21 protein-coding genes are annotated in these 23,406 nt (G+C 71.5%); 9 read left to right on the top strand and 12 right to left on the bottom strand.

All coding sequences use genetic code 11. The features are described from left to right. Positions 1-83: 83 nt before the first annotated feature. A complete protein-coding gene (locus CPH93_RS12350) occupies positions 84-1,235 on the bottom strand; it encodes a baeRF10 domain-containing protein (RefSeq protein WP_096212869.1) in 1,152 nt (383 codons plus the stop codon). Between the two features lie 296 nt (positions 1,236-1,531). Between CPH93_RS12350 and CPH93_RS12355 the strand changes: the two genes are divergently transcribed. Then, on the top strand, positions 1,532-2,557 hold the full coding sequence (locus CPH93_RS12355) for an alpha/beta fold hydrolase (RefSeq protein WP_159394989.1): 1,026 nt from the start codon (positions 1,532-1,534) through the stop codon (positions 2,555-2,557). A 60-nt stretch (positions 2,558-2,617) separates the two neighbouring features. Here the strand turns inward: CPH93_RS12355 and CPH93_RS12360 are convergent, their stop codons facing one another. From CPH93_RS12360 to CPH93_RS12370, 3 genes are all read right to left on the bottom strand, one after another. After that, positions 2,618-3,037: a hypothetical protein gene (locus CPH93_RS12360; RefSeq protein WP_173909794.1), complete on the bottom strand. Its 420-nt coding sequence runs from the start codon at positions 3,035-3,037 to the stop codon at positions 2,618-2,620. Positions 3,038-3,095: 58 nt separating this feature from the next. Next, a complete protein-coding gene (locus CPH93_RS12365; RefSeq protein WP_096212871.1) occupies positions 3,096-5,021 on the bottom strand; it encodes a sulfatase in 1,926 nt (641 codons plus the stop codon). Between the two features lie 286 nt (positions 5,022-5,307). Then, complete coding sequence (locus tag CPH93_RS12370) at positions 5,308-5,859, bottom strand: hypothetical protein (RefSeq protein ID WP_096212872.1); 552 nt, start codon at positions 5,857-5,859, stop codon at positions 5,308-5,310. A gap of 313 nt (positions 5,860-6,172) precedes the next feature. Here CPH93_RS12370 and CPH93_RS12375 point away from each other — a divergent pair, with 313 nt between their 5' ends. Next, positions 6,173-7,564, top strand: a complete 1,392-nt coding sequence (locus CPH93_RS12375; protein ID WP_231977291.1) for a sensor histidine kinase — start codon at positions 6,173-6,175, stop codon at positions 7,562-7,564. After that, the gene (locus tag CPH93_RS12380) at positions 7,561-8,208 is read left to right on the top strand and encodes a response regulator (RefSeq protein ID WP_096212874.1); all 648 of its coding nucleotides are present in this window, start codon (positions 7,561-7,563) and stop codon (positions 8,206-8,208) included. Before CPH93_RS12375 ends, CPH93_RS12380 begins: the two co-directional genes overlap by 4 nt. 35 nt (positions 8,209-8,243) lie before the next feature. Here CPH93_RS12380 and CPH93_RS12385 read toward each other — a convergent pair whose 3' ends face one another. The 3 genes from CPH93_RS12385 to CPH93_RS12395 all read right to left on the bottom strand — a co-directional run bounded on the left by CPH93_RS12385 (position 8,244) and on the right by CPH93_RS12395 (position 11,707). Next, the gene (locus CPH93_RS12385; RefSeq protein ID WP_093484857.1) at positions 8,244-9,479 is read right to left on the bottom strand and encodes a DUF2786 domain-containing protein; all 1,236 of its coding nucleotides are present in this window, start codon (positions 9,477-9,479) and stop codon (positions 8,244-8,246) included. A gap of 269 nt (positions 9,480-9,748) precedes the next feature. After that, on the bottom strand, positions 9,749-11,029 hold the full coding sequence (locus CPH93_RS12390; protein ID WP_093484856.1) for a L,D-transpeptidase: 1,281 nt from the start codon (positions 11,027-11,029) through the stop codon (positions 9,749-9,751). 339 nt (positions 11,030-11,368) lie between these two features. Further along, positions 11,369-11,707, bottom strand: coding sequence for a hypothetical protein (locus CPH93_RS12395; RefSeq protein ID WP_231977293.1), 339 nt, complete (start codon positions 11,705-11,707; stop codon positions 11,369-11,371). A 108-nt stretch (positions 11,708-11,815) separates the two neighbouring features. Between CPH93_RS12395 and CPH93_RS12400 the strand changes: the two genes are divergently transcribed. Next, complete coding sequence (locus tag CPH93_RS12400) at positions 11,816-12,208, top strand: hypothetical protein (RefSeq protein ID WP_093484855.1); 393 nt, start codon at positions 11,816-11,818, stop codon at positions 12,206-12,208. Between the two features lie 23 nt (positions 12,209-12,231). Here the strand turns inward: CPH93_RS12400 and hutH are convergent, their stop codons facing one another. From hutH to CPH93_RS12425, 5 genes are all read right to left on the bottom strand, one after another. After that, complete coding sequence (hutH, locus tag CPH93_RS12405) at positions 12,232-13,776, bottom strand: histidine ammonia-lyase (protein WP_093484854.1); 1,545 nt, start codon at positions 13,774-13,776, stop codon at positions 12,232-12,234. 110 nt (positions 13,777-13,886) lie between these two features. Then, on the bottom strand, positions 13,887-14,999 hold the full coding sequence (locus CPH93_RS12410) for a GGDEF domain-containing protein (RefSeq protein WP_096215407.1): 1,113 nt from the start codon (positions 14,997-14,999) through the stop codon (positions 13,887-13,889). A gap of 359 nt (positions 15,000-15,358) precedes the next feature. Next, positions 15,359-16,159, bottom strand: coding sequence for an enoyl-CoA hydratase/isomerase family protein (locus tag CPH93_RS12415; protein WP_096212875.1), 801 nt, complete (start codon positions 16,157-16,159; stop codon positions 15,359-15,361). Between the two features lie 121 nt (positions 16,160-16,280). Further along, complete coding sequence (locus CPH93_RS12420) at positions 16,281-17,528, bottom strand: adenylate/guanylate cyclase domain-containing protein (protein ID WP_096212876.1); 1,248 nt, start codon at positions 17,526-17,528, stop codon at positions 16,281-16,283. Between the two features lie 189 nt (positions 17,529-17,717). Beyond that, positions 17,718-18,671: a biotin--[acetyl-CoA-carboxylase] ligase gene (locus tag CPH93_RS12425; RefSeq protein ID WP_093484852.1), complete on the bottom strand. Its 954-nt coding sequence runs from the start codon at positions 18,669-18,671 to the stop codon at positions 17,718-17,720. A 293-nt stretch (positions 18,672-18,964) separates the two neighbouring features. Here CPH93_RS12425 and CPH93_RS12430 point away from each other — a divergent pair, with 293 nt between their 5' ends. The 5 genes from CPH93_RS12430 (at position 18,965) to CPH93_RS12445 (ending at position 23,376) form a co-directional block, all read left to right on the top strand. Next, complete coding sequence (locus CPH93_RS12430; RefSeq protein WP_093484851.1) at positions 18,965-20,554, top strand: acyl-CoA carboxylase subunit beta; 1,590 nt, start codon at positions 18,965-18,967, stop codon at positions 20,552-20,554. A 42-nt stretch (positions 20,555-20,596) separates the two neighbouring features. After that, positions 20,597-20,809, top strand: coding sequence for an acyl-CoA carboxylase epsilon subunit (locus CPH93_RS12435; protein WP_093484850.1), 213 nt, complete (start codon positions 20,597-20,599; stop codon positions 20,807-20,809). A gap of 135 nt (positions 20,810-20,944) precedes the next feature. Beyond that, a complete protein-coding gene (gene mmpB, locus CPH93_RS37255; protein ID WP_256332016.1) occupies positions 20,945-21,073 on the top strand; it encodes a morphogenic membrane protein MmpB in 129 nt (42 codons plus the stop codon). A gap of 162 nt (positions 21,074-21,235) precedes the next feature. Further along, positions 21,236-22,720, top strand: a complete 1,485-nt coding sequence (locus tag CPH93_RS12440) for a peptidoglycan D,D-transpeptidase FtsI family protein (RefSeq protein WP_096212877.1) — start codon at positions 21,236-21,238, stop codon at positions 22,718-22,720. Positions 22,721-22,764: 44 nt separating this feature from the next. Further along, positions 22,765-23,376: a Maf family protein gene (locus CPH93_RS12445; RefSeq protein ID WP_096212878.1), complete on the top strand. Its 612-nt coding sequence runs from the start codon at positions 22,765-22,767 to the stop codon at positions 23,374-23,376. Positions 23,377-23,406 lie beyond the last annotated feature (30 nt).

Below are 23,406 nucleotides of genomic sequence, written 5' to 3' on the forward strand. Positions count from 1 at the left end.
GGTGCCGGGAGGGGGCGGCCGGTGCCTGAAGGGCGCGCGCATTACTTCGATGTGCCACGGGTCGCGGGCAAGGGGCCGGCGAACTACGTCGCGGCAGTGGGCTGCGGAGGCAGTTCGAAGCGCAGCAGGGCGCCGGTCTGCGGGGGGCGGAGTTCCGTTTCCACGTCGAGGTGGCGGACCTCGCCGCCGTCGTCGATGACGGCCTCGGTCAGTTCGTCGATGACGTCGGGAACCTCCCGCAGCGGCTCCCCGCAGAGCGGACAGGGCCCCGCCGACCGGGCAAGCAGCCTGTCCTGGTCGCAGACGGCCCCCGGAGCGGCGGACTCGCCGTCCACGGCCAGCGTCCGGATCGCGGCCAGCGAGCCCGCCCACAGTGTCTCGTCGAGCCCGACGGCGCCGAGCCGCCCGGCCCCCTTGGCCTGCAGGATCTCGTCGGCGAGCCGCCGCTGCTCCTCGTGTGCGTGGGCGGAGACGAGCTCCTGCACCTTTTGCTTGATGTCCGCGGACGTCGCGGTCTCGCGGTCGACGGTGAAGCTGCCGACGAGCCGGTTCCGCAGGTCGAGGGGGAGGTAATCGAGGAAGACCGGCACCTCGTGGGGATGGCCGCCCACGACGAGCACGTCGTAGCCGCCGCTCCCGAACAGCTGCTTGAGCTCACCGACCACCCGCCGGTAGTGCTTTTTGCTCAGCTCGTCGGCCTTGTTGCGGACCCCGTACTCGGCCAGGCCCGCCGCGAAGTTGGGCTTGCGCAGCGTACGGTCGCGGATCGCCTCCAGCTCGCGGGCCTGGTCGAGGTAGTACTCCCAGACCTGGGCGCTGCCCTTGTCCACGAGGACCGCGCAGGTGCGGTAGTACTCGTCGAGCACGCCCAGCAGCGGACGGACGTAGGGATCGGCGTCCACCACGATGCGTTCGTGGCCGTTTCGCGGCAGCCACACCTCTTCGTAGACGTCGTTGCCGCTGCAGGAGAAGACCGCGACGGTGCCCGGTTCGACGGGCTCCGCGCCGAGGGATTTCTCGATCTTCGCGATGTCGTCGCGGAGCGAGATCCGCACCTCGTGCTCCCGTTCGCGGTCCTCCGCGAGCGGCCGGATGCGATCCAGCAGGCTCGCCACACGGGTGGTGAACTCACGGCGGCCGGGCGGGCCCGGTTCCACCGGAACGTAGAGGGAGACCAGCGGAAGTCCATTGCCGCCCAGCTGGAGGATCCGGTCGACCTGCCCTTGGGTGATCATTGGCGCTCCTCCGCTCGATGAGCCCTCGCTTCCAGGTAACGGGGTGTGCAGGGGCGCGGCAACCGCAGGGGGTACGCAGGGTCACGCTGGTGACGGGCTTGAGACCCGGCCACTCCTCCGTGTCAGGACCGATGACGGTTCGTTCGGAAGTGACGACTCTCCGTACGGGACTGCCGCGATATTCCCGCCCCTGGGGAGATCATGGGCGGGCGGTGGACGGGTGGCTTTGGCGCGTCCGTGTGCATCCCGATGGACCCGGCCGAATTCTCCGGTACGAGCATTCACGAGGGAGTGAGATGAGTCGATCTGGCGTTGTCCGCCGGGGTGATTGCGGGGTTCGCGGAGGAATTCTCGGGCCGGCCGGAATTCTGGTCGCGGCTGCGCTGCTCGGCACGGCTTGCAGTACCTCCGCCACGCACTCCGCCCTCTCGGCGGACGCGAGCTCCGATTCCTCGACGTCCTTTGCGCGGCTGGTCGATGTCGGTCAGGGGCGCAAGATGTACCTGGAGTGCCACGGCAGCGGGTCTCCGACGGTCATTCTTGTGCCGGGGCTGGTCGCCGCGGCTGATACCTGGAGATATGTGAGAGGTCCTGGCGGCGCGATGAAGGCCAGCAGCTCGGCCGTATATCCCGGAGTGGGGCGATTCACCAGAGTCTGTTCCTACGATCGCCCGGGAACGGCACGGGAGGGCGGGAAGGTCACCACCTCGACGTCGGTCCCTCAGCCCACGACGCCGCGTGGTGACGTCGCGGACCTGCATACGTTGTTGAAAGCGGCGAAGGTGCCCGGCCCTTATGTGCTGGTGGGGTGGTCGGCAGGCGGGCCGATCGTCAGGATCTATGCCGGCGAGTACCCGCATGAGGTGTCCGGCCTCGTTCTCGTGGATGCCGAGACGGAATTCCTGCAATCGCGGCTCACGCCGGGGCAGTTCGCCACTTTTCTGGCGCTGGAGCGCAGCGACGACAAGAAGCGCATCGCCCAGTGGAAGGATGTGGAAAGGCAGGATCCGGTGACCGTGTTCCGGCAGGTGCGGGCCGCTCCGCCCGTGCCGAAGGTACCGGTGGTGGTGCTGACCGGGGATGAATTCGACCCCCGTGCATTCCGTGCTCGTCTGCCGGCCGGCGCCCCGGCGGACTACCCGCAGGTCTTCTGGCGGGCGCAACTCGCCTCGCAAGGAGATCTGGCGCGGAAGTTTCCCGGTGCGCGACACGTCACCAGGACGAGGAGTGACCACAACATCCAGAACAATCAGCCGCAGCTCGTCATCGATGCGGTGCGTGAGGTGGTCGAGAAGGCCCGTGGGCAGCAAAGTGGTAAGTAGTCCGCAAAGTGGTAAGTAGTCCGCCTTCTTGACGGGGCGAAAGGGACGGTGGGCGGACCGCTATGGTCGCGGGGCGCCGTACCGGTCGTACAGCGCCTTGATCTGGCCGATCCAGAATTCTTCCTTCGCGGCCTTGGATGCTTTGGGCGACAGCAGGCCGACCTGTCTGGCGAGCTCATAGAATCCGGATCCGGCGTCGTTGGCGCCCAGGTAGTGCACCAGGGCCGAGAGCATGAGTCGTGGAGCGGCGGGGTCGCTTTCGTGGTCGCGTACGACGATCAGGCCCAGCAGATGGCCCATCGCGGCGCGCTCAGCGGGGCGTTCGAAGTCGAAGGGGCGATATCCCGTTCGCCTCTCCAGCGTGAAGTTGAGTTCTGTGTATGTCGTGACCTTGCCGAGCCTGGCGCGTTCGATGAGGAACTTCGTTCCAGCTTGGACCAGTTGATCCCACTCGATGTCGTCACGGCCGTAAAGAGACATCTGAAATCGGGCCCCCGCCCCGCCGCCTGCGGTTCGGCGGGGCAGGGGGCGTCCGCGGTTACCGGGCGACCGGGGGCGTGGCGGAGTCGGGGTGCGGGCCGTAGGCCTTGAGGAAGCGGTCGCGGAAGGTGTCCATCCGCCAGACCGGGGCCTGGTGGCCGGGGTTCAGGCTGGGGGTCCAGTGCCAGTTGGAGATCCGCTTCAGGACGTCGGGGTCGTGGGCGACGAGCGCGACCGGTACGTCCCGGCTGGCGTGATCGCCGGAGACCTTCGCGACGGGCTGGTGGTCGCCGAGGAAGACGAGCACGGTGTTCTTGTTGCCGTACTTCTCGACGTACGAGATCAGGCTGTTGAGGGAGTACTGGATGGACTTGCCGTACTCGGTGCGCACCCGGTCGGTCTGCTGCCACACGTCCACGGGGTTCTTGCCGGCCTTCTCGACGGAGTTGTAGACGGAGCCGTCGCCGACCTTGTTCCAGGGGAGCGTCTTGGGGAGCGGTGCCCAGGGGTTGTGGCTGGAGGTCAGGATGATCTCGGACATCAGCGGCTTGTCGTGCGGCCGGCCGTGCTCCAGGCGCTGGAAGGCGGAGAGGCTGTACTGGTCGGGCATGGTCGACCAGCTGAACTTGGGCCCCTTGTAGCCAAGTTCCCGTGAGTCGTAGACGTGGTCGAGGCCGTACCACGAGGCTTCCGGCCAGCCCTTGGTGACGCCGGGCATGATGCCGACGGTCCGCCAGGCGCCGGTGCGCTGGAAGGCCTTGGTGAGGGTGAGGTGATCGCCCGCGGTGACGGTGCGGTAGCGCTGCTGGTTGTCGATCCACAGGCCGGACAGGAAGGTGGAGTGCCCCAGCCAGCTGCTGCCGCCGTAGGTCGCCGAGGTCAGCCAGCCGCTGCGGGCCGAGTAGCCGGCCGCGCGCAGCCGCTTGGTCCCCTTCGCGAGCACCGCGTCGACCCCCGGCGCCATCAGCGGGTCCTGGACCGCGCTGCGGCCGTAGCTCTCTATGAAGGTGAAGATGACGTCCTTGCCGCGCAGTCCGGTCAGCAGCTGGCTTCCCGGGGTGCGGTGGTACGGATCGGTGGCGGCTTGCTTGGCGAAGTCCCGCTCGTCCTTCAGGGTCGCGCTCACCGCGTCCATCCGGGCCTGGACCAGGTCGGAGGTGCTCCGGGAGGCGACCGGTGCGCCGGCGATCTGCAGGCCGAGCGCCGCGCAGAGGACCCAGGCGGTCCCGAGGGCGAGGGTGGTGCCGGCGGCCGTGGCACGATGGCGGGCCATGAGGTTGCTGAGCCGGACGACGGCCAGCGCCGTGAGGACGAGCAGGGCTAGCACGAGGACCACGGCCGCGGTCTCGACGCCGAGCGCGCCCGCCGGGCCGATCGAGTCCTGGAGGAAGGAGGCGCCGTCGCCGAGCAGAGGCCAGTCGAACACCACGTTGAACCCGCGGCCCAGCGCCCCGATGAAGCCGATGTCGAGGACGTCCAGGATGGCCAGCAGGGCGAGACCCACCCCGGCGAGGACCGCTGCCACCCGCCGTACCGGCTGCGGCAGGACGAGCAGCAGCGCGGCACCGGCTATCCCCTCCACCGGGATGCGTACGAACTCGGCGGGGGTGAGGCGGGCGGGGTCGTTCGGCAGGAGGAGGGTGACGAGCACCAGGGCGGCGGCCAGGGCGGTGGTGGTCCATGCCAGCGTACGGGCGGCGATCGGGTGCCGGTCGCGCCAGCCGGGGGCGGGGCGTGCGGCGGAGTCGGGCTCGGGGTCGGTGGCCGCTTCGGTTTCCGTGGCCGCTTCGGGGGCGGTGGCCGCTTCGGGGCCCGTGCCCTCGCTCGCGGCGGTGTCCTGTTCCGGTGTCGCTTCCCCGGCGTCCGCTGTCGACTCCCCGGCGTCCGGCGCGGGCTCCGGGAGGCCGTCCGGCGGCAGGTCCTCCTCGGTCGCGGTGTTCCGCTCCTCCTGAGGCAGTGGGCGAGAGCTCGTGGTGTGCGACACCCGAAGGTCCTTCCGTGCGAGGCCCGGTAGTGGCACGGCGGACCGGACTCGGGAGGTCGGCGCCGTCGATAGCTGTACGGGCGGCCGGCCGGTTCCGTTCATTCCGCAGGTCGTCGGCCTGGGAGGCGGATGCGGGCGAGGACGAACCGTGGTGGTATGTCGCGAATATGCGAGCCGGATGGGTGGTGGACGGTAATGACGCAACAGGGCGGGACGAGCCAGGCCGTCCCCCGATCGGCCCGGACCGTGCCGCCCGGTGTGTGACGGCCATGTCGGCCGACGCCGCTCAGACCGCGGCAGGCTGCTCCATTCCCGCCGACTCAACGGGGGAATTGCGGATGCGGCGGCGCTTTGTCACCAGGACCGCGGTCCGGGTCAGGACCATGGCAAGGGACATGAAAACAAAGGCATTTGCGTAGACGTCCGGGCCGCTGAGCTCATTGTCGATGCTGAAGCGGATCAGCCCCTCGGTGAACCAGTGCTCGGCACCGTACGCGAAGAGCACGCGGGCGCTGGAAAGGACGATCCAGACGAGGGCGTAACCCAACCCTCCGGTGGTGTAGATGAGGCCGTCGGCGCCGCGGTGGGCGGGGAGCAGGGCGCCCGCCACCAGGCCGCAGATCACGCCCACTCCGACGCCGATGAGCTGCAACGAGGGCGCATTCCCCGAGGTCGGGAAGGAGTGCACGAAGATCACGATGATGACGGCGACCGCGAGTACGGAACGCACCATGCGCATATTGGTGACGCGGCGGCGGCCGAGATCGGTCGCCAGGATGATGGCCAGGATCGTGCCGCCGGCGATGAGTGCAGTGACGAACTGACTCAGGTGGTTCATGAAAATCGGGGCCCTTCCGCAATTCTGCGATGTCTGTCATTTCGGCGGCGTCCGCGATATCCCGCACCAGCATTCACCATGCGGCTTTCGGCCTCCGCGTTTCGCCGTCAACGACGCTATGGCGGTGGACCGTTGCCGCGGGACGACCGGCCGGTGGATTCGGGTGTCCACCGGTCGGTGGACAGTGCGGTGGAGAACGACGGGAGAAGGTTGCGGGGAGAGTGATAGGACTGTGGCCGGTCGCGTGAGGCGCGGTGCCGCCCGCGCCCCGGTGTGGGGCGATCGGATGCAGTCGGATGCAGGGGGACACACGGTGAGGCTTGACGCGCGGCGCGCGGCGGAGGCGCGGGTGCGCTGGTTCGGGCTGTGGGACAGCTACTTCGTGATCTGCTACCTGCTCACCACGGGGCTGGTTTTCACGTCCGGAGTCCCCCAGGGCCACCGTGTCGTCGCGATCGGTGCGCTGACGCTGATCGTGCCCTGGTACGCGGGGCTCGGGCGGCCGTTGATGCGGCACCGTACGAGCGACCGGCGCAACACCGTCTTCGCCGCCGGGCTGTTCGTGCTCTTCGGGGTGGCGGCCGCGGTCGATCTGATGAGCGCGTTCGCCCTGTTCGCGCTGGTCCCGATGCTGATGATGAGCCTGGCGGCCCGGGCGGCCGTCGTGACCGCCGTGCTCGGCAATCTCGTCCCCGTGACGATGCTGTGGCTGCAGGGCGGTGGCGCCGCGGGCCCGCTGGTGCTGTTCGTGCTGCTGGTGTCACTGCTGGGCATCGCGCTGTCCGTATTGCTCGGGCTGTGGATCAAGAGGGTGGTACGGCAGAACGAGGAGCACGCCGCGCTGATCGAGGAGCTGCGGCAGAACCGCGAGCAGGTGGCCCGGCTGTCCCACCAGGCCGGGATCTCCGCCGAACGCGAGCGGCTCGCGCGGGAGATCCATGACACCCTCGCGCAGAGCCTGATCAGCATCATCAGCCTGGTGCAGGCCGTCGATGCGGAGGTGGAGACCGCCCCCGCCACGGCCCGTGAACACCTCGCGCTGGTAGGGCGGGTGGCCAGGGAGAGCCTGGTGGAGGCCCGCGCCTTCGTCGCCGACCGGACGCCCGCGTCCTTGCAGGAGAGCTCCTTGGCCCAGGCCCTGCGGCGGCAGGCGGACGGGCTGACCGCACAGTCCGGGCTGCTGGTGCGGTTCGCCGTCGAGGGGACGGAGCGGCCGCTGCCGATGGCGGCCGGTGTCGTCCTGCTGCGTGCCGCGCAGGAGGCCGGCGCGAATGTACGCAAGCACGCCGAGGCCCGCACGGTGGACATGGTGCTCCGGTTCGGCGAGGGGCAGGTCGGGCTGCGGGTCGCCGATGACGGCAAGGGATTCGCCACGGAGCAGGGCGAGTTCGCCACGGCGGAGGAAAGAGGCGGGAGTGGCCCGAGTGGCAGTGCGGACGAGGACGAAGGCGGGGGCTTCGGGCTGCGGGGGATGGCGGCGCGGGTCGCGGAGACCGGAGGCGTGATGAGCGTGGTGAGCGAGCGGGGCGCGGGCACCGTCGTGGAGGTGAGGATTCCCTTGGCGGGAACGGTGGATGACGCGGACGCGGGCCCGGACGCGCAGGGGACAGACACGACCCGGGCAGACACGGACCGGACGGACCCGGACCGTGCCGGAGCACTCGGGAAGAGCCTCGCCGGAGCGCTCGGAAAGGGCCGCCGATGACCGGCATGGAAGCCACCGCTGCCGCCGCGGTACGGGTGCTGCTCGCCGATGACCATCCCGTCGTGCGCGAGGGCCTGTGCGCGATGCTCGCCGCCGATCCGGGGATCGAGGTCGTCGGGCAGGCGGGTTCCGGGGAGGAGGCCGTGGCGCTGGCGCAGCGGCTGGTGCCGGACGTGGTGCTGCTGGATCTGCGGATGGGCGGGATGGACGGGGTCGGCGCGACCGGGCACATCCGGCGGCAGACGCCGCACACCAAGGTCGTCATCGTCACCACGTACGAGGACGACGCCGACATCCTGCGGGCGGTGGAGGCGGGCGCGGCCGGCTATCTCCTCAAGGGCAGTTCACGGGCGGAGCTGACCGGCGCCGTGCACGCGGCGGCGCGCGGGGAGACCGTGCTGACCCCTTCGCTGGCCGGCAAGCTGTTCCGGGCGCGGACGGTGGAGGTACCGCTGCTGTCCGGCCGGGAGTGCGAGGTGCTGCAGTTGGTCAGCCAGGGCCTGACCAATGCGGAGATCGGCCGGAAGCTGTTCATCGGTGAGGCCACGGTCAAGACGCATCTGCTCCGGGCGTTCAAGAAGCTGGACGTCTCGGACCGGACGGCGGCGGTGATCACGGCGCTGGAGCGCGGGTTGCTGTCGTAGGGCGGGTCCGGTGGATCAGGGCCGGGTCCGCCCCGTCACCCCTCCCCCAGCCGGGCCCGGTCCGCTGCCGCTCTGCCCTGGTGCCAGCCGTCCGCGTCGCGTACGCCGCGCAGGCGGACCGGGGCGGTGTCGGGGAAGAGGGCGCCGGTGGTCTCCTCGACGGCGAGGTCGCGGGCGGCGAGGACCGGGCGGAGGTCGGGGGCCGCGGGGGCCGACTCGGCGGAGGCGGTGGCGGTCGCCGTGGCCGTGGCCTCGGCGAGCCGGTCGCGGATGCGGTCGGCGTAGGCGACGAGGAAGGTCTGGCGGAAGTCCCGGGTGCGGCGGGAGCGGCCGCGGGGCGTACCGCCCTGCTCCTTGAGAGCGCGCGGGAGGTCGTCGGCCGCGCGGTGCATCGCGGTGGTGGCCTGGAGCAGCAGCGAGGTGTAGAGCATCTCGGCCGCCTCCAGGTCGGGGGCGAAGCCGACGAGGGTGGAGAAGCCGACGTCGGCGGCCCAGACGGCTCGGCAGCGGTTGGCGGCCGCGACCGCGTCGAGCAGCAGCGCCTTGGCCTGTTCGTACGGGCCCTCGATGCCGATCCGGACCGCTGACGGGCCGGCGGTCCGCCCGCCCCGGGGGCCGTCCGCGCGGTCGAGGAGCGCCTCGTCGATGCTGTGCCGGGCCATCAGCTCCTGGGCCTTGGCGGACAGCGCCTCCGCCTCCTCGGCGTAGTCGGTCGCCTCGGCCTTGGCGAGCAGCCCGCGGATCCGGCCGAGGGCACGATCCGCGGCGGCGCCGGCCGGGCCGCTCTTCCCCGCGGTCCGCGGCGGGGCCGGCAGCGGGGTGATCCGGGGCAGCCGGGCGAGCGTGCGCAGCGCCGCCAGCACGTCGTACGCGGTCTCGAAGCGGGAGGTGCGGCGGCGGGCGGCCAGCGCGTCGAGATAGCCGCCGTCGGACGGCCACCAGACCTCGGCGCCGAGGTCGCGCAGCTGACCGGCCCAGCGGGGGTCCTGCGGGGGACGCGAGGCGGGCGGCCGGGCCGCCTCGGCCGCGACGGCATCGACGACCAGGGCCGCCAGGGTGGTACCGGGGGTCTCGCGCCGTACGATCCGCTCCAGGTCGGCGGGGTACCAGCCGCCCGCCCAGCACTGCCGCACGCCGGCCACGGCGGCGGCGACCACGGCCGCGCTCACCGCCTCCCAGCCGGCCTCGGCCGCGGCCAGCATCGAGGCGCCGGCCTCGATGGCGTCCTCGGCCGGCTCGCCGTCCGGCGCGTAACGGACGCTGCCGAGCACCTGCCCGACCAGTTCACCGGCCGCCGGCGACGACGGCCCGCCACGCCCATTTCTTCCGCGCTCGCTCACCCGCTCAACTGTACGGAGGACGGCGCCGCGCCCACGCTCCGGTACAGCAGGCCCGACGCCCGGCGCGCCCCCTTCAAGGGCGCCACCGGGCGTCGGTCCGGGCACGGGTGGGCGGCGGCCCCGGCGCACGTCCCGCGCCCGGTCCGCCGCCGTCACCCCTCGCCGTCACCCCGCGGCGTCACCGCCGTGGGGCCGCGAGGTCAGTGGACCGCGCTGCCGGCCACCCACTGCGACCAGGGCATGTTCCAGCCGTTGAGGCCGTTGTCCGGCTTGACGGTGCGCTCGGGGGAACTGATCACCTTGACGACGTCGCCGGTCTGCGAGTGGTCGAAGAACCATGCCCCGTCCGTCTTGCTGTCCTTGGCACCCTTGACGTCCTGGAGGCCGATGCAGCCGTGGCTGGTGTTGGCGTGGCCGAAGACGCCCTTGCCCCAGTAGTTGCCGTGGATGAAGGTGCCGGACGAGGTCAGGCGCTGGGCGTGCGGCACATCGTGGATGTCGTACTCGCCCTTGCCGCCCTTCTTCTTGAAGCCGACGGTCGAGCCGTCCATCCGGGTCTGCTTGAACCGCTCCGAGATGACCATCTGGCCGCTGTAGGTCGGGTGGTCGTCGGCGCCGGCCGAGATCGGCAGGGTCTTGATCGTGCGGCCGTCGCGCACCACCGTCATCTCGTGCTTCTTGGTGTCGACGGTGCTGACCTGCGAGTGGCCGACCCGGAAACCGACGGTCTTGTTCTGGATGCCCGTGACGCCCGGCGAGGCCTCGACGCCGTCCAGGCCCAGGGTCATGGTGACCTTGGAGTTCGCCTTCCAGTACTCCTGGGGGCGGAAGTCCAGCCGCTTGTCGTTGAACCAGTGGCCGACGACCGGCTGGTTGCTGTCGTCGGAAACCTTGATCGCGGACTGCACGGCGGTCTTGTTCGTGACCGGCTTGTCGAAGTTGACCGACACCGGCATGCCGACGCCGACGGTCGAGCCGTCCTCGGGCGTGAAGTTCCCGATGAAGCTGTTCGCCGGGGAGACGGTGGTGAAAGTGGAGTTCTCCACCGCCGTGCGGCCCTGGGCGTCCACGGCGTGCGCGGTGACCTTGTACTTGGTCGCACGGTTCAGTGGCTGGTTCGGCTTCCAGGAGCTGCCGTCGGCCGAGAGCGTGCCGTCGACGGTCTTCTTGGCGTCCACCGAGGTCAGGGCGACATCGGTGAGCTTTCCGTTGCTGACCGTGACCAGGGCGTCGCTGTTGATGCCCGCGTCGGTGGACCCGTCCGCCGGGAGGATCTTGATCCTGGCGTCGGAGGCGTCCTTCGCGGCCGCCTGGTCCACCTGCTGGATGTTCTCGTGACGGGTGCCGTCACTGTCACCCATGCCTCGGTCGGCCGCACTGCTGCCGCCACACGCTGCAAGCGTGAGTACGCCCCCCAGCAGCGCGGCGCTGGCCATAAGGCGTTTGCGACGCTTGCTGTCCGTTATCACACGCATCTCCATTGCTACCGGTTTCGCACGTATCCCCGAGCGAGCTGCCAACTGAACGCAGGCATATCTGGACGCAGGCATTCCGGCCGACGCCATGGAAACGCCTTTTCCGTTTCGTCGGTTCCATGCCTCCACAAAGTGTGGGGTAGGACACGTATCGGTCCGATGCCGGTCAGAAGGTGATCGCGGTGCGAAATCGGGCTCACCAGGGTCGGACATCGGGCTCGCTGCGGTAGAAATCGGGCTCGCCGACGTAGCCGGCCCCCGTACGGCGGGTGCCGTACGGGGGCCGTGGTCATCGGTCGGGCGAGCGCGCCGACGGGAGGGGGCGCGGCGCGGGAGGGGTGCCGGTCAGCCCTCCCCGTCGGCGTCGTCGGCCAGATCCCACTCCGCCGCGTCCCACTCGGCGTCCGGGTCGTAGTCGGTCAGCTCCTCGCTGCTCCAGGAGGCCTGCGCGAGTTCGGTCCCGGGCACCGCGGTGACCAGGTCGAACGGGTCGATCAGATGGGCCAGCGCGTCCGCCGGGTCCTCCTTGACCGCCTCCAGGGACTGTCTGCGCTCCTCGTCGGGGAGCGACGGGTCCTTGTCGATGTGGTCGACGGCGGCGCCGGTCAGCCGGCGGGTGTCGGTGATCTCCATGATCAGTTCGACATGAAGCCGCACAAAACGTGATGTCTCGCCATTGCTCATAGCACGGAGGTTAGGCATGGACGGGTCCCGACTTCCCCGCGACCCGCGGCTGTCATTAACATCTGAGGTCAACGGCCAATTCGCCGACCCACAAGGGGGATCGCATCCGTGACGGCACGACGACCACTGCTGACCGCCGCGGCCGCGGGATCGGTGCTGTTCGCCCTGTGGTTCGTACCGTCCGCCAATGCCACCGCGGAACATGACGGAGTGACAGATTCCCGTCCGCGGGCGGCCTCCGTACCGGCCGGGTCCGAGGTGGCCGACCGGGCCGGGGACCAGGCGCGGGACAGCGGCGACCGGTCCGCGACGACCACCGCGCACGACGGCGCCCGGTACGCGGGCGCCGACCGCCACCGGGCCGGCATCGCACCGCACTTCCTCGCCGACACCGGCAGCCCGGACACCACGCCGTACGTGATCGGGGGCACCGCCTGCCTCGCGCTCGGCGCCGGCCTGGTCAGCTACTCCGTCCGCCGCACCCGCGACGAGACCAGCTGAGACCGGCGCCCCGTCCGACTGCGTTACGCCAGCGCGCCGGTGACCGACTCCACCGCCGCCACCAGCTTCCCGTCCCGCACGAACGCATACGCGCCCGCCAGGTCGGGGGCGAGGAAGCGGTCGTCGCCCGGCCCCTCGATGCCCGCGCCGCGCACCGCGTCCAGCACGGCACGGGTGGCGGGGGCCGGCACCAGGCCCTCGCGCATCTCGATGGCGCGGGTCGCCGCGTAGAGCTCGACGGCGATGATCCGGGTCAGGTTGTCCACCGCGGTGCGCAGCTTGCGCGCCGCCGACCAGCCCATCGAGACATGGTCCTCCTGCATGGCGGAGGACGGGATGGAGTCCACCGAGGCCGGCGCGGCCAGCCGCTTCAGCTCGCTGACCAGCGCGGCCTGGGTGTACTGGGCGATCATCAGGCCGGAGTCGACGCCCGGGTCGCCGGCCAGGAAGGCGGGCAGCCCGTGTGAGCGGTTCTTGTCCAGCAGCCGGTCGGTACGGCGCTCCGCGATCGAGCCCAGGTCGGCCGCGGCGATGGCCAGGAAGTCCAGGACGTAGGCGACCGGCGCGCCGTGGAAGTTGCCGTTGGACTCGACCCGGCCGTCCGGGAGGACGACGGGGTTGTCGACGGCGGCGGCCAGCTCGCGGTCGGCGACCAGCCGGGCGTGGTCGAGGGTGTCCCGGCCGGCGCCGGCGACCTGCGGGGCGCAGCGGATGGAGTAGGCGTCCTGGACGCGCGGGGCGTCGTCCTGGAGGTGGCCGGTGAAGCCCGAACCGGCCAGCACCTTGGACATGTTGGCGGCCGCGGCCGCCTGGCCGGGGTGCGGGCGGATGGCGTGCAGCTCGGGCGCGAGGACCTTGTCCGTGCCGAGCAGCGCCTCCAGGGACAGCGCCGCGGTGATGTCCGCGGAGGTGAACAGCCGGGCGAGATCGGCGCAGGCCATCACGAGCATGCCGAGCATGCCGTCGGTGCCGTTGAGGAGCGCCAGGCCCTCCTTCTCGCGCAGCTCGACGGGCTCGATGCCGTGCGCGGCCAGCAGCTCACCGGCCGGGCGGACCACACCGTCGGGGCCCTCCGCGTCGCCCTCGCCCATCAGCGTCAGCGCGCAGTGCGAGAGCGGTGCGAGGTCGCCGGAGCAGCCGAGCGAGCCGTATTCGTGGACGACGGGGGTGATGCCGGCGTTGAGTATCGCGGCCATCGTCTCGACGACCAGGGGGCGGACGCCGGTGTGCCCGGAGGCGAGGGTCTTGAGCCGCAGGAACATCAGGGCCCGGACCACCTCGCGCTCGACCTGCGGGCCCATGCCGGCCGCGTGCGAGCGCACGATGTTGCGCTGGAGCTGGACCCGCAGCTCGGGGCTGATGTGCCGGACGGCCAGGGCCCCGAAGCCGGTGGAGACGCCGTAGACGGGGTCGGGCTTGGCGGCGAGTTCGTCGATGAAGGCGCGGGAGGTGGCGACGGCCGCGAGGGCCTCCTCGGACAGCTCGATCCGGGCCGCACCGCGGGCCACCGCGATGACGTCCTGTGCGCTCGTGCCGGACGTCCCCAGCACCACAGTGTGCATATCCATATTCAGGCACCCTAGAGACTGAATCGCCAGATGTCACCACCGGATTTCGGGATCACCCCCGCCCCGGGGGGCACAGCCCGTCGAGCCGGGGCGCGGGGCGCGGCGCACCCTCATCTCCGGAAGCGCCGGCGCTCGGGGCCCGGCCGCCGGTCCGGGGCGTCCGCGAGCCGGACGACCGGGTCGTCCTTGCCGCCGTGCCGCCCGGCGACCACCGGCTCGCCCGACCGCGCCGCCTTGGCCTTGTACTGCGCGGCGTCCGCGAGCCGGAAGAGCCGCCGGGGGCTGCGCACCTCACCGATCGGATCGCCGGTCGAGGCGACCCCGACCGCGACCCCCTCACCGAGGTCCAACTCCCCCGCCCGGTCGCACAGTTCACCGGCCACCTTGACCACCTCGTCGGCCGGCGGGCCCACCGCCAGCAGACAGAACTCGTCGCCGCCGAGCCGGGCGGCCAGGGTGCCCGGCAGCATGGCGCCGCACAGCGACAGCACCGAGCCGAAGCGCTCCAGCAGCCGGTCGCCGACCGCATGGCCGCGGGAGTCGTTCACCCGCTTCAGACCGTTCAGATCGCACACCACCAGGCTGACCACCACCTCGTCGCTGCGGTGCAGCTCCAGCGCCTCGTCCAGCCGCATGTCGACGGCGCGGCGGTTGGCGAGACCGGTCAACGAGTCCGTGAACGCCAGCCGGCGCACCTCCGCCAGCCGCTCGGTCTGGGCGATCCCGGCGGCCGTCACGGCGGCGAGCACCCCGGCGAAGTCGGCGTCCGCCCGGCCGAAGACCGGCTCCCCCGTACGCCGCGCGACATACAGCTCGCCCCACGCCCGGCCGTGCAGCACGATCGGCGCGACCACACAGCAGCCGCGGCCCCGGCGGCGCAGCGCGGCCACCCGCTGGGTGTTGCCCCGGCCGCCGTCCCGCTCCGCCTGCGCCGGGTCGCCGGCCGGCCCCTCGGCATCCTCCACCCAGGCGCTGGACTCGCCGCCGCCCGCCCACTGCTCGTGCACGAAGCCGGCGATCTCCGGGAACTCGTGGACCGGGTAGCTCTCGTCCTCCGGGAACTCCTCCTCGCCGTCGGCGAGTTCGCCGGTGTTGACCAGCACCCGCAGCTTCCCCAGTTCACGCTCCCATTTCGAGATCGCCGCGAAGGAGCCGCCCAGGGCCTGGCACACGCCCTGGGCCGCGGCGTGCGCCGATTCGCGCGGCGTGTGGGCGGCCGCCATCGCCTGCGCCAACTCCACCACGGCCCGCAGCCTCGCATCGCCCTCGCCCGTCACCGGATCCTCGCATTCCGTCACCGTGAGCACGCTCTGTATTCCAGCGTAGGAATGTTTAACCCCTTCCGCCCCTTCCGGTACGCGTTCGACACCCGGGCGCCCCGCGCGTCGGCCCTGGTCGGGGCGGGACGGGTGACCCTCCGGTGAGGCCTTGCGGGCAGGTCTTACGGTGCGTCACCGAGGCGGCGCGTACGACGCCACCGCCGGCCGGCCGCGGTCACCGGCCCGCCGGTCGCCGGTCGCCGCGGTCACCGGCCCGCCGGTCGCCGGTCGCCGCGGTCACCGGGCCCCGCCCCGACCCCGTTTCACTCGCCGGGCCACTGCGGTTCCCGCTTCTCGTTGAAGGCCGCCACGCCCTCCGTCCGGTCCCCGGAGAAGGCCACACTGCGCCAGGCGCCGTCCTCCAGATCCAGGCCGGTCCGCAGGTCCAGTCCGTGCCCCAGCCGCATCGCGCGCTTGGCGGCGCGCAGTCCGAGCGGCGAGTTCCGGGCGATCCGGGCCGCCAGCTCCAGCGCCTCGGCACGGTCGCGCCCGTCCTCGACCAGCTGGTCGACCAGGCCCAGCTCCGCGGCCTCGGGCGCCGGCACCCGCCGCGCGGTGAACACCAGCTCGGCCGCCCGCGCCGCGCCCACCCGGCGTGGCAGCAGCTGGGTGCCCCCGCCGCCCGGGATGACGCCCACCGACACCTCCGGCAGGCCGACCGTGGCCGTACCGTCGGCCACGATCAGATCGCAGGCCAGCGCCAGCTCGTAGCCGCCGCCGAGCGCAAAGCCGTGCACCGCGGCGATGGTGGGCATCGGCAGTTCCAGTACGCCCGTGTAGGCGGCGCGGGTGCGCGGGCGCTGCCGCATCAGCTCCGCGTCGGTGAGGGAGTTGCGCTCCTTGAGGTCCGCGCCGACACAGAACGCCCGCTCGTGGGTGGAGGTGAGGACCACCGCCCGCACGGAGCGGTCCGCCGCCAGCGCGTCGCAGGCCTGCGCCAGGCTGTCGGCCATGGCCGTCGACACGGCGTTCATGGCCTTGGGACGGTCCATGATCAGTTCCGCCACGTGGTCATGGCGCTCGATGGCGACCCAGCCGTCCGCGCCGAACCGTTGCTGTGGCATGCAAGCCCTCCCTGTGAACGGACGTTGACCTGACGGAGGGATCATGTCAGGTACGCGCCTCGGGGCACAGGAGGGGGAAGAGGCCCGTGGGAAAGGCCGTACGCCCTTCCGACGGCCCCGGTCAGCCGCGGCGGCTCAGCAGCCAGGGCTCGACCACGCCCAGGCCGCGCACCGGCCGCTGCCACATCGGCTGGAGCGCGAAGCGGTACGACGGGGCCGGGCCGCCGGTGCCCTCCTCGGCGGCCTTCTCCGCGGCCGCGGCCTCGGCCTCGGAGACCGGCGCCTCGCCGATCCGCCCCAGCTCCTCGGCGAACGCCTCGTCCACCAGCACGGTGTCCTTCGGCGCTATCGAGGTCAGGCGGCTGGCGAGGTTCACGGTCGTACCGAAGACATCGCCCATCCGGGTCGTGACCGTGCCGAAGGCGATGCCGACCCGCAGCTCCGGCATCGTCTCGTCGTGGGTCATCGTCTCGATCAGCCGCAGGCCGATCTCGGCGGCGACGCCGGCGTCGTCGGCGGAGAAGAGGACCTCGTCACCGAGGGTCTTGATGAGCCGGCCGCCGTGCGCGGCCACCAGGTCGGAGCAGGTGGTCTCGAACGCCTCCACCAGCTCGCCGAGTTCCTCCTCCTCCAGGCGGCGGGTCAGGCGGGTGAAGCCCACCAGGTCGGCGAAGCCCACCGCGAGCCGGCGGTCGACCATCTCGGCGTCGTCCTGGGCCCGTACGACCCGGCCGGTGGCGGCGGCGAGCTGGCGCCGCCAGACGTAGACGAGGAACTCCTCCAGCTCGGGCAGCAGCAGCTCGACCAGCGGATAGGTGATCTCCGTACGGGTCAGGCCGGAGTCCTGGGGCTCGGTGAGGCCCTCCAGGAAGGAGTCGATCTGCCAGTCGGCCAGACGGGCGGTGGTCTGGCCCGTGGACCGGGCGACCTGGATGGCCATGGCCTCGCTCAGCAGGCCCGCCTCCACGAGACCGGCGAGGCGGCGCAGGGCCAGCACATCGGCCTCGGTGAGGGCCTTGACCTGGCCGATGTCGGCGAAGCCCATGGCCCGCCAGAAGCGCGCCGCGAGATCCATGGAGACACCGGCGCCGCGGGCCGCCTGGAACGGGGTGTAGCGGCGGTCGGCGCCGAGGATGAGCTGTTCGAGGCGGATGGCGATGTTGTTCTCGTCGTCCTCGCCCCTGGCCGCCGGGGCGGCGTCGGGGGCGGTGCCCGCCGCGTCGGCCCGGTCCTGTGCGGAGGGCTCGGCGGGGACGCCGCCCGCACCGCCGCCCGAGGCCCGTACGGAGCCCTCGGGGGGGACGTCGCGCACGGCGTCGTCCTCGGTGTCCACGTCGCGCGGGGTGGCGCCCGAGTCGTCGGCGGTCACCGGCCGCTCCCTGTCCGATCCCTGCGCACTGCCCTTCCGATCACTGCTCGCCGGTGGTCCGCTCCCTGGCGGACCGCCTCAACGATACGGCAGGTGTGCTCTGGCTCACTCTCACATGCCCGCTCTGACCACGGAAGAGGAGGGGTGCGCCGGTGCGGCGGGCGGGTGGTCCGCCGGCGCCGGACGCGGTCACCCTTCGTGGCCGGCACCGTCCCCGGGCCCGGCCGGGGGCGCGGGGCGCAGATGGATGATGTCCCCCGCCCCGACCGGCTGCTGCACGCCGTCCGCGGTGGCCAGCACCAGGCGGCCGTCGCCGTCGATGGCCACGGCCTCGCCGGTGAGGTCGCCGCCGCCGGGGAGTTCTGCGCGTACGGAGCGGCCCAGGGTGGCGCAGCCGGCGGCGTAGGCCTCCTGGAGGCGGCTGGCGGCGGGGTCGCCGTCGGCGGTCTGCCATTCGCCGTACCAGTGCTCCAGCGCGCGCAGGACGGCGCGCAGCAGCGGGTCACGGTCGATGGTGCGGGCGCCGGCCAGGGCCAGCGAGCCGGCCGTGGGCACGGGGAGCTCCTCGGCGGTGAGGGAGACGTTGAGGCCGATGCCGACGACGACGCCTTCGCCGGCCCGCTCCGCGAGGATGCCGCCCGCCTTGCGCTCCGCGGCGGCCCCGCCCGTGCCGGACCCGCCTGCTCCCGACCCGCCCGGTTCCTCGGCGGAAGTCACCAGGAGGTCGTTGGGCCACTTGAGTGCCGTGTCGATGCCGGCCGCGCGGGAGACGGCGGTGGCGGTGGCGACGCCGGCGAGCAGCGGCAGCCAGCCCCAGCGCTCCACGGGGACCCGGGGGGTGAGGTAGACGGAGAAGAAGAGTCCGGAGCGCGGGGGCGCCGACCAGGCACGGTCGAGGCGGCCGCGGCCGGCGGACTGCTCCTCGGCCACCAGGACGGCGCCCTCGGCGGCCTCGCCCCGGGCCGCCCGCTCCGCCAGGTCGGTGTTGGTGGAACCGGTGGCGGGGACGACGTCCAGGGAGGTCCACAGCGAGCCGGGGCGCACCAGGGCCCGGCACAGTGCCGTGGCGTTCAGCGGCGGGCGGCCCAGATCACTCCAGCGACCGGCATCTTTGTCCCGGTTTTCCGGTGGTTGAGGCGTCATGGGACCAGCCTAGGTGTGGTCAACGACGCAGTGCCGCTGAGCAGTCCCGCGGATACGCTACGAGTCGGTAGCCACACCCGTACCACTCTTGGGGCCTGTCGTTTGGATCAGGTCGGATCAGGGAGCGGGGTCTGGTGCGTGCAGCTGCAAGGCGGAGGATTGAGGCAACGCGGAGCGTTGCTGATTGACGACAACGCCGCAGATGCGCGTGCCAGACCCCGCGAGCCCGACCTGATCCAAACGACAGGCCCTAGTACGAGCACCAGTCCAGGACGAGCAGGAGCCGCATCCCGATGTCCGAGCCGGAAGCACACATCCACACCACCGCGGGCAAACTGGCGGATCTGCAGCGGCGGGTCGAAGAGGCCACGCATGCCGGTTCCGCCCGTGCCGTGGAAAAGCAGCACGCCAAGGGCAAGTTGACGGCGCGTGAGCGCATCGACCTGCTGCTGGACGAGGGCTCGTTCGTCGAGCTGGACGAGTTCGCGCGGCACCGGTCGACCAACTTCGGGCTGGAGCAGAACCGCCCCTACGGCGACGGCGTGGTGTCCGGCTACGGCACGGTCGACGGCCGCCCGGTGGCGGTCTTCTCCCAGGACTTCACCGTCTTCGGCGGGGCGCTGGGCGAGGTCTTCGGCGAGAAGATCGTCAAGGTGATGGACTTCGCGCTCAAGACCGGCTGCCCGGTCATCGGCATCAACGACTCCGGCGGCGCGCGCATCCAGGAGGGCGTGGTCTCGCTGGGCATGTACGGCGAGATCTTCCGCCGCAACACCCACGCCTCGGGTGTGATCCCGCAGATCAGCCTGATCGTCGGCCCGTGCGCGGGCGGCGCGGTCTACTCCCCCGCCATCACCGACTTCACGGTCATGGTCGACCAGACCTCCCACATGTTCATCACCGGACCGGACGTGATCAAGACCGTCACCGGCGAGGACGTGGGCTTCGAGGAGCTGGGCGGCGCCCGTACCCACAACACCACCTCGGGCGTGGCCCACCACATGGCGGGCGACGAGAAGGACGCCATCGACTACGTCAAGGGTCTGCTGTCCTACCTCCCGTCCAACAACCTCTCCGAGCCGCCGGCCTTCCCGGAGGAGGCGGACCTGGAGACCTCGGACACCGACCGTGAGCTGGACGTCCTGATCCCGGACTCGGCCAACCAGCCGTACGACATGGTCTCCGCGATCGAGCACGTCCTGGACGACGGCGAATTCCTGGAGACCCAGGCGCTGTTCGCGCCGAACATCGTCACCGGCTTCGGGCGGGTGGAGGGCCACGCGGTCGGCGTGGTCGCCAACCAGCCGATGCAGTTCGCCGGCATCCTGGACATCAAGGCGTCGGAGAAGGCCGCACGGTTCGTGCGGACCTGCGACGCGTTCAACGTCCCGGTGATCACCTTCGTGGACGTGCCCGGCTTCCTGCCCGGCACGGACCAGGAGTACGACGGCATCATCCGGCGCGGCGCCAAGCTGATCTACGCGTACGCGGAAGCCACCGTCCCGCTGATCACGGTCATCACGCGCAAGGCGTTCGGCGGCGCGTACGACGTGATGGGCTCCAAGCACCTGGGCGCGGACCTCAACCTGGCCTGGCCGACCGCGCAGATCGCCGTCATGGGCGCGCAGGGCGCGGTCAACATCCTGCACCGCCGCACGCTGGCCTCGATCGAGGACCCGGCCGCCCTGGACGAGCGCCGCCAGGAGCTGATCCAGGAGTACGAGGACACCCTGCTCAACCCGTACGTCGCGGCCGAGCGCGGCTACGTCGACGCGGTGATCATGCCGTCCGAGACGCGCCGGCACATCGTCCGCGGGCTGCGCACGCTGCGCAACAAGCGCGAGTCGCTGCCGCCGAAGAAGCACGGCAACATCCCCCTCTGACCGGCAGCACCCGTCCCACGACCAGCGAAGGAGGCGTCGTCGATGATCAAGGTCGTACGGGGCAATCCCACCCCCGAGGAGCTGGCCGCCGCGCTTGCGGTGGTGCAGGCCCGCGCGGCGGCGGTCGCGACCGCCGCGCCCGGCGGGAAGGACCGCGGCACCGAATGGTCGGACCCCGCGTCCACGGTTCCGGCGCGGGCGCGGATGCCGCACCCGGGCCCGCGGGCCTGGCGGACGAGTTACTGGCCGCACTGAGCGGCCGCGGCGTGCGGTGACCGGCCGGGCGGACCGGTCATGTCGGTGCACCGTGCACGGAATAGTCCTTTGCGTGTGTGGCGCCTGAGTACGCGTACTCAGGCGCCACACGCACAACGGGCACAGGATCGATACATGCTGTGGTCAGATCCGCCCGATGAGCCGCCTGAGGAGCTGCGCGAGGTACAGGCAAAGCTCCGCCGGCTGGGCATCGTGCTGGCCGTCGCAGCGGTGGTGGTGATGCTCCTGCTCGCGGGGGGCTAGCCAGGCCCGTCACCCGGCGGCCGCGGCGGTTGTTCCCGTCCGCGGGGAGGTAACGGTCACAGCACTCCCCCGCAACCATCGCCCCTGAATTCCCTTCTTTCCCTCCCGAGGGCGCAAATCGGTCACGGCGCCGGGCCGGCAGCCGAACGGGAGGGAAGAGCGATGAACAGGCCGTTGAGGCATACAGCCGTCTTCTGCGGGGTGCTGATGCTGGCGCTGCTGGTCCGTGCCACCTGGGTCCAGTTCGTCCAGGCCGACAAGCTGGCCAGCGACCCCAACAACCGCCGCGTCAAGATCGAGGCGTTCTCCTACCCGCGCGGCAACATCATCGTCGGCGGCCAGCCGGTCACCGGCTCCGTGGCCACCTCCGGCGACTTCAAGTACAAGCGCACGTACAAGGACGGCCCGATGTACGCGCCGGTCACCGGGTTCGCCTCGCAGGCGCAGGGCACCTCGTTCCTGGAGAGCGTCTACGGCAAGGTGCTCAGCGGCAAGGACGACCGGCTCGCCCTCAAGCAGGCCAAGGACGTGCTGACCGGCGAGAAGCCGCGCGGCGGCGATGTGCTCACCACCATCGACCCCAAGGCACAGAAGGCCGCGTACAAGGGGCTGACCGACCTCGACGCCAAGGGCGCGGTGGTCGCGCTCGACCCGCGCAACGGCAGGGTCCTCGCGCTGGCCTCCACGCCCTCCTACGACCCCTCGCAGTTCGCCGGGATCTCCACCGCCGAGAGCAACAAGTTCAAGGCGCTGGACGCCGACAAGAGCAAGCCGCTGAGCAACCGGGCGCTGCGCGAGACCTATGCCCCCGGCTCCACCTTCAAGATCCTCACCGCGGCCGCCGCCCTGGAGCACGGCGTGATCAGCGACATCAACGCCCCCACCGGCGCCCCCGCCCCGTACCAGCTGCCGCTCAGCTCGACCAAGATCGGCAACGACGTGGCCGGTGCGCCCTGCGACAAGGCCTCGCTGAAGACCGGCATGCAGTGGTCGTGCAACAACGTCTTCCTGGACACCGCGCTGAAGGTCGGCAAGGACAAGATGCGCGAGACCGCCGAGAAGTTCGGGTTCAACTCCGACGTCTACGACAAGGAGTTCGGCGACATGCTGGCCACCAAGAGCCTCTACCCCGCCAAGCTCGACAAGCCGCAGACCGCCCTCACCGGCATGGGCCAGGGCAGCCTCACCAGCACCCCGATGCAGATGGCGATGGTGACCGCCGCCCTCGCCAACGACGGCAAGCTGATGATGCCGCACCTCGTCGACGAGGTGCGCGGCCCCGACCTGTCGACGCTGGAGAAGCCCGAACCGAAGCAGAAGTCCCAGGCCGTCTCCGCCGACACCGCGAAGAAGGTGCAGGAGATGATGGAGTACACCGTCTCGGAGGGCACCGCCTCCAAGGCGAAGATCGACGGCGTGACCGTCGGCGGCAAGACCGGCACCGCCCAGCACGGCGCGAACGTCAACGACGAGCGCCCCTATGCCTGGTTCGTCTCCTACGCCAAGCAGAGCGACGGCTCCTCCCCGGTCGCGGTCGCCGTCTTCGTCGACCCCAAGGACATCGACATCCCCCGGTCGGAGATCGCCGGCGGCAAGCTGGGCGGGCCGATCGCGAAGTCGGTGATGGAAGCGGTGCTGAAGAAGTAGTCCGGGCACACCGCGGCCTTCCGGGGCTCCGTACGATGGCGCACATGACCGAAGAGCCCCGCCCCCGCCGTCTCGTCCTCGCCTCCCAGTCCCCCGCCCGGCTGGCCCTGCTGCGGCAGGCCGGGCTGGCGCCCGAGGTCGTCGTCAGCGGTGTCGACGAGGACGCGCTGAGCGCCGCCACACCCGAGGAGCTGGCCCGGATACTCGCCGAGGCGAAGGCCGCCGCCGTCGCCGCCCGCCCGGAGATCCACGGCGCACTGGTCGTCGGCTGCGATTCCGTCCTGGAGCTGGACGGGCGGGCGCTGGGCAAGCCCGCGGACGCCGAGGACGCCACCGCCCGCTGGAAGTCCATGCGCGGCCGCTCCGGCATCCTGCAGACCGGCCACTGCGTCATCGACACCGCGACCGGCCGCCAGGCGGCCGCCACCGCCTCGACCACCGTCCGCTTCGGCGAGCCGACCGACGACGAGATCGCCGCCTACGTCGCGAGCGGCGAGCCGCTGTACGTCGCCGGCGCCTTCACCCTCGACGGCCGCTCCGCCCCCTTCATCGACGGCATCGACGGCGACCCGGGCAATGTCATCGGCCTGTCCCTGCCGCTGCTGCGCCGGCTGCTCGCGGACCTGGACGTGGCGATCACCGACCTGTGGACCTGACGCCCCCGGCGGTAAAACCCGGTGGCCTGC

Source organism: Streptomyces sp. 2323.1, assembly GCF_900221035.1.
Lineage (GTDB): Bacteria > Actinomycetota > Actinomycetes > Streptomycetales > Streptomycetaceae > Streptomyces > Streptomyces sioyaensis.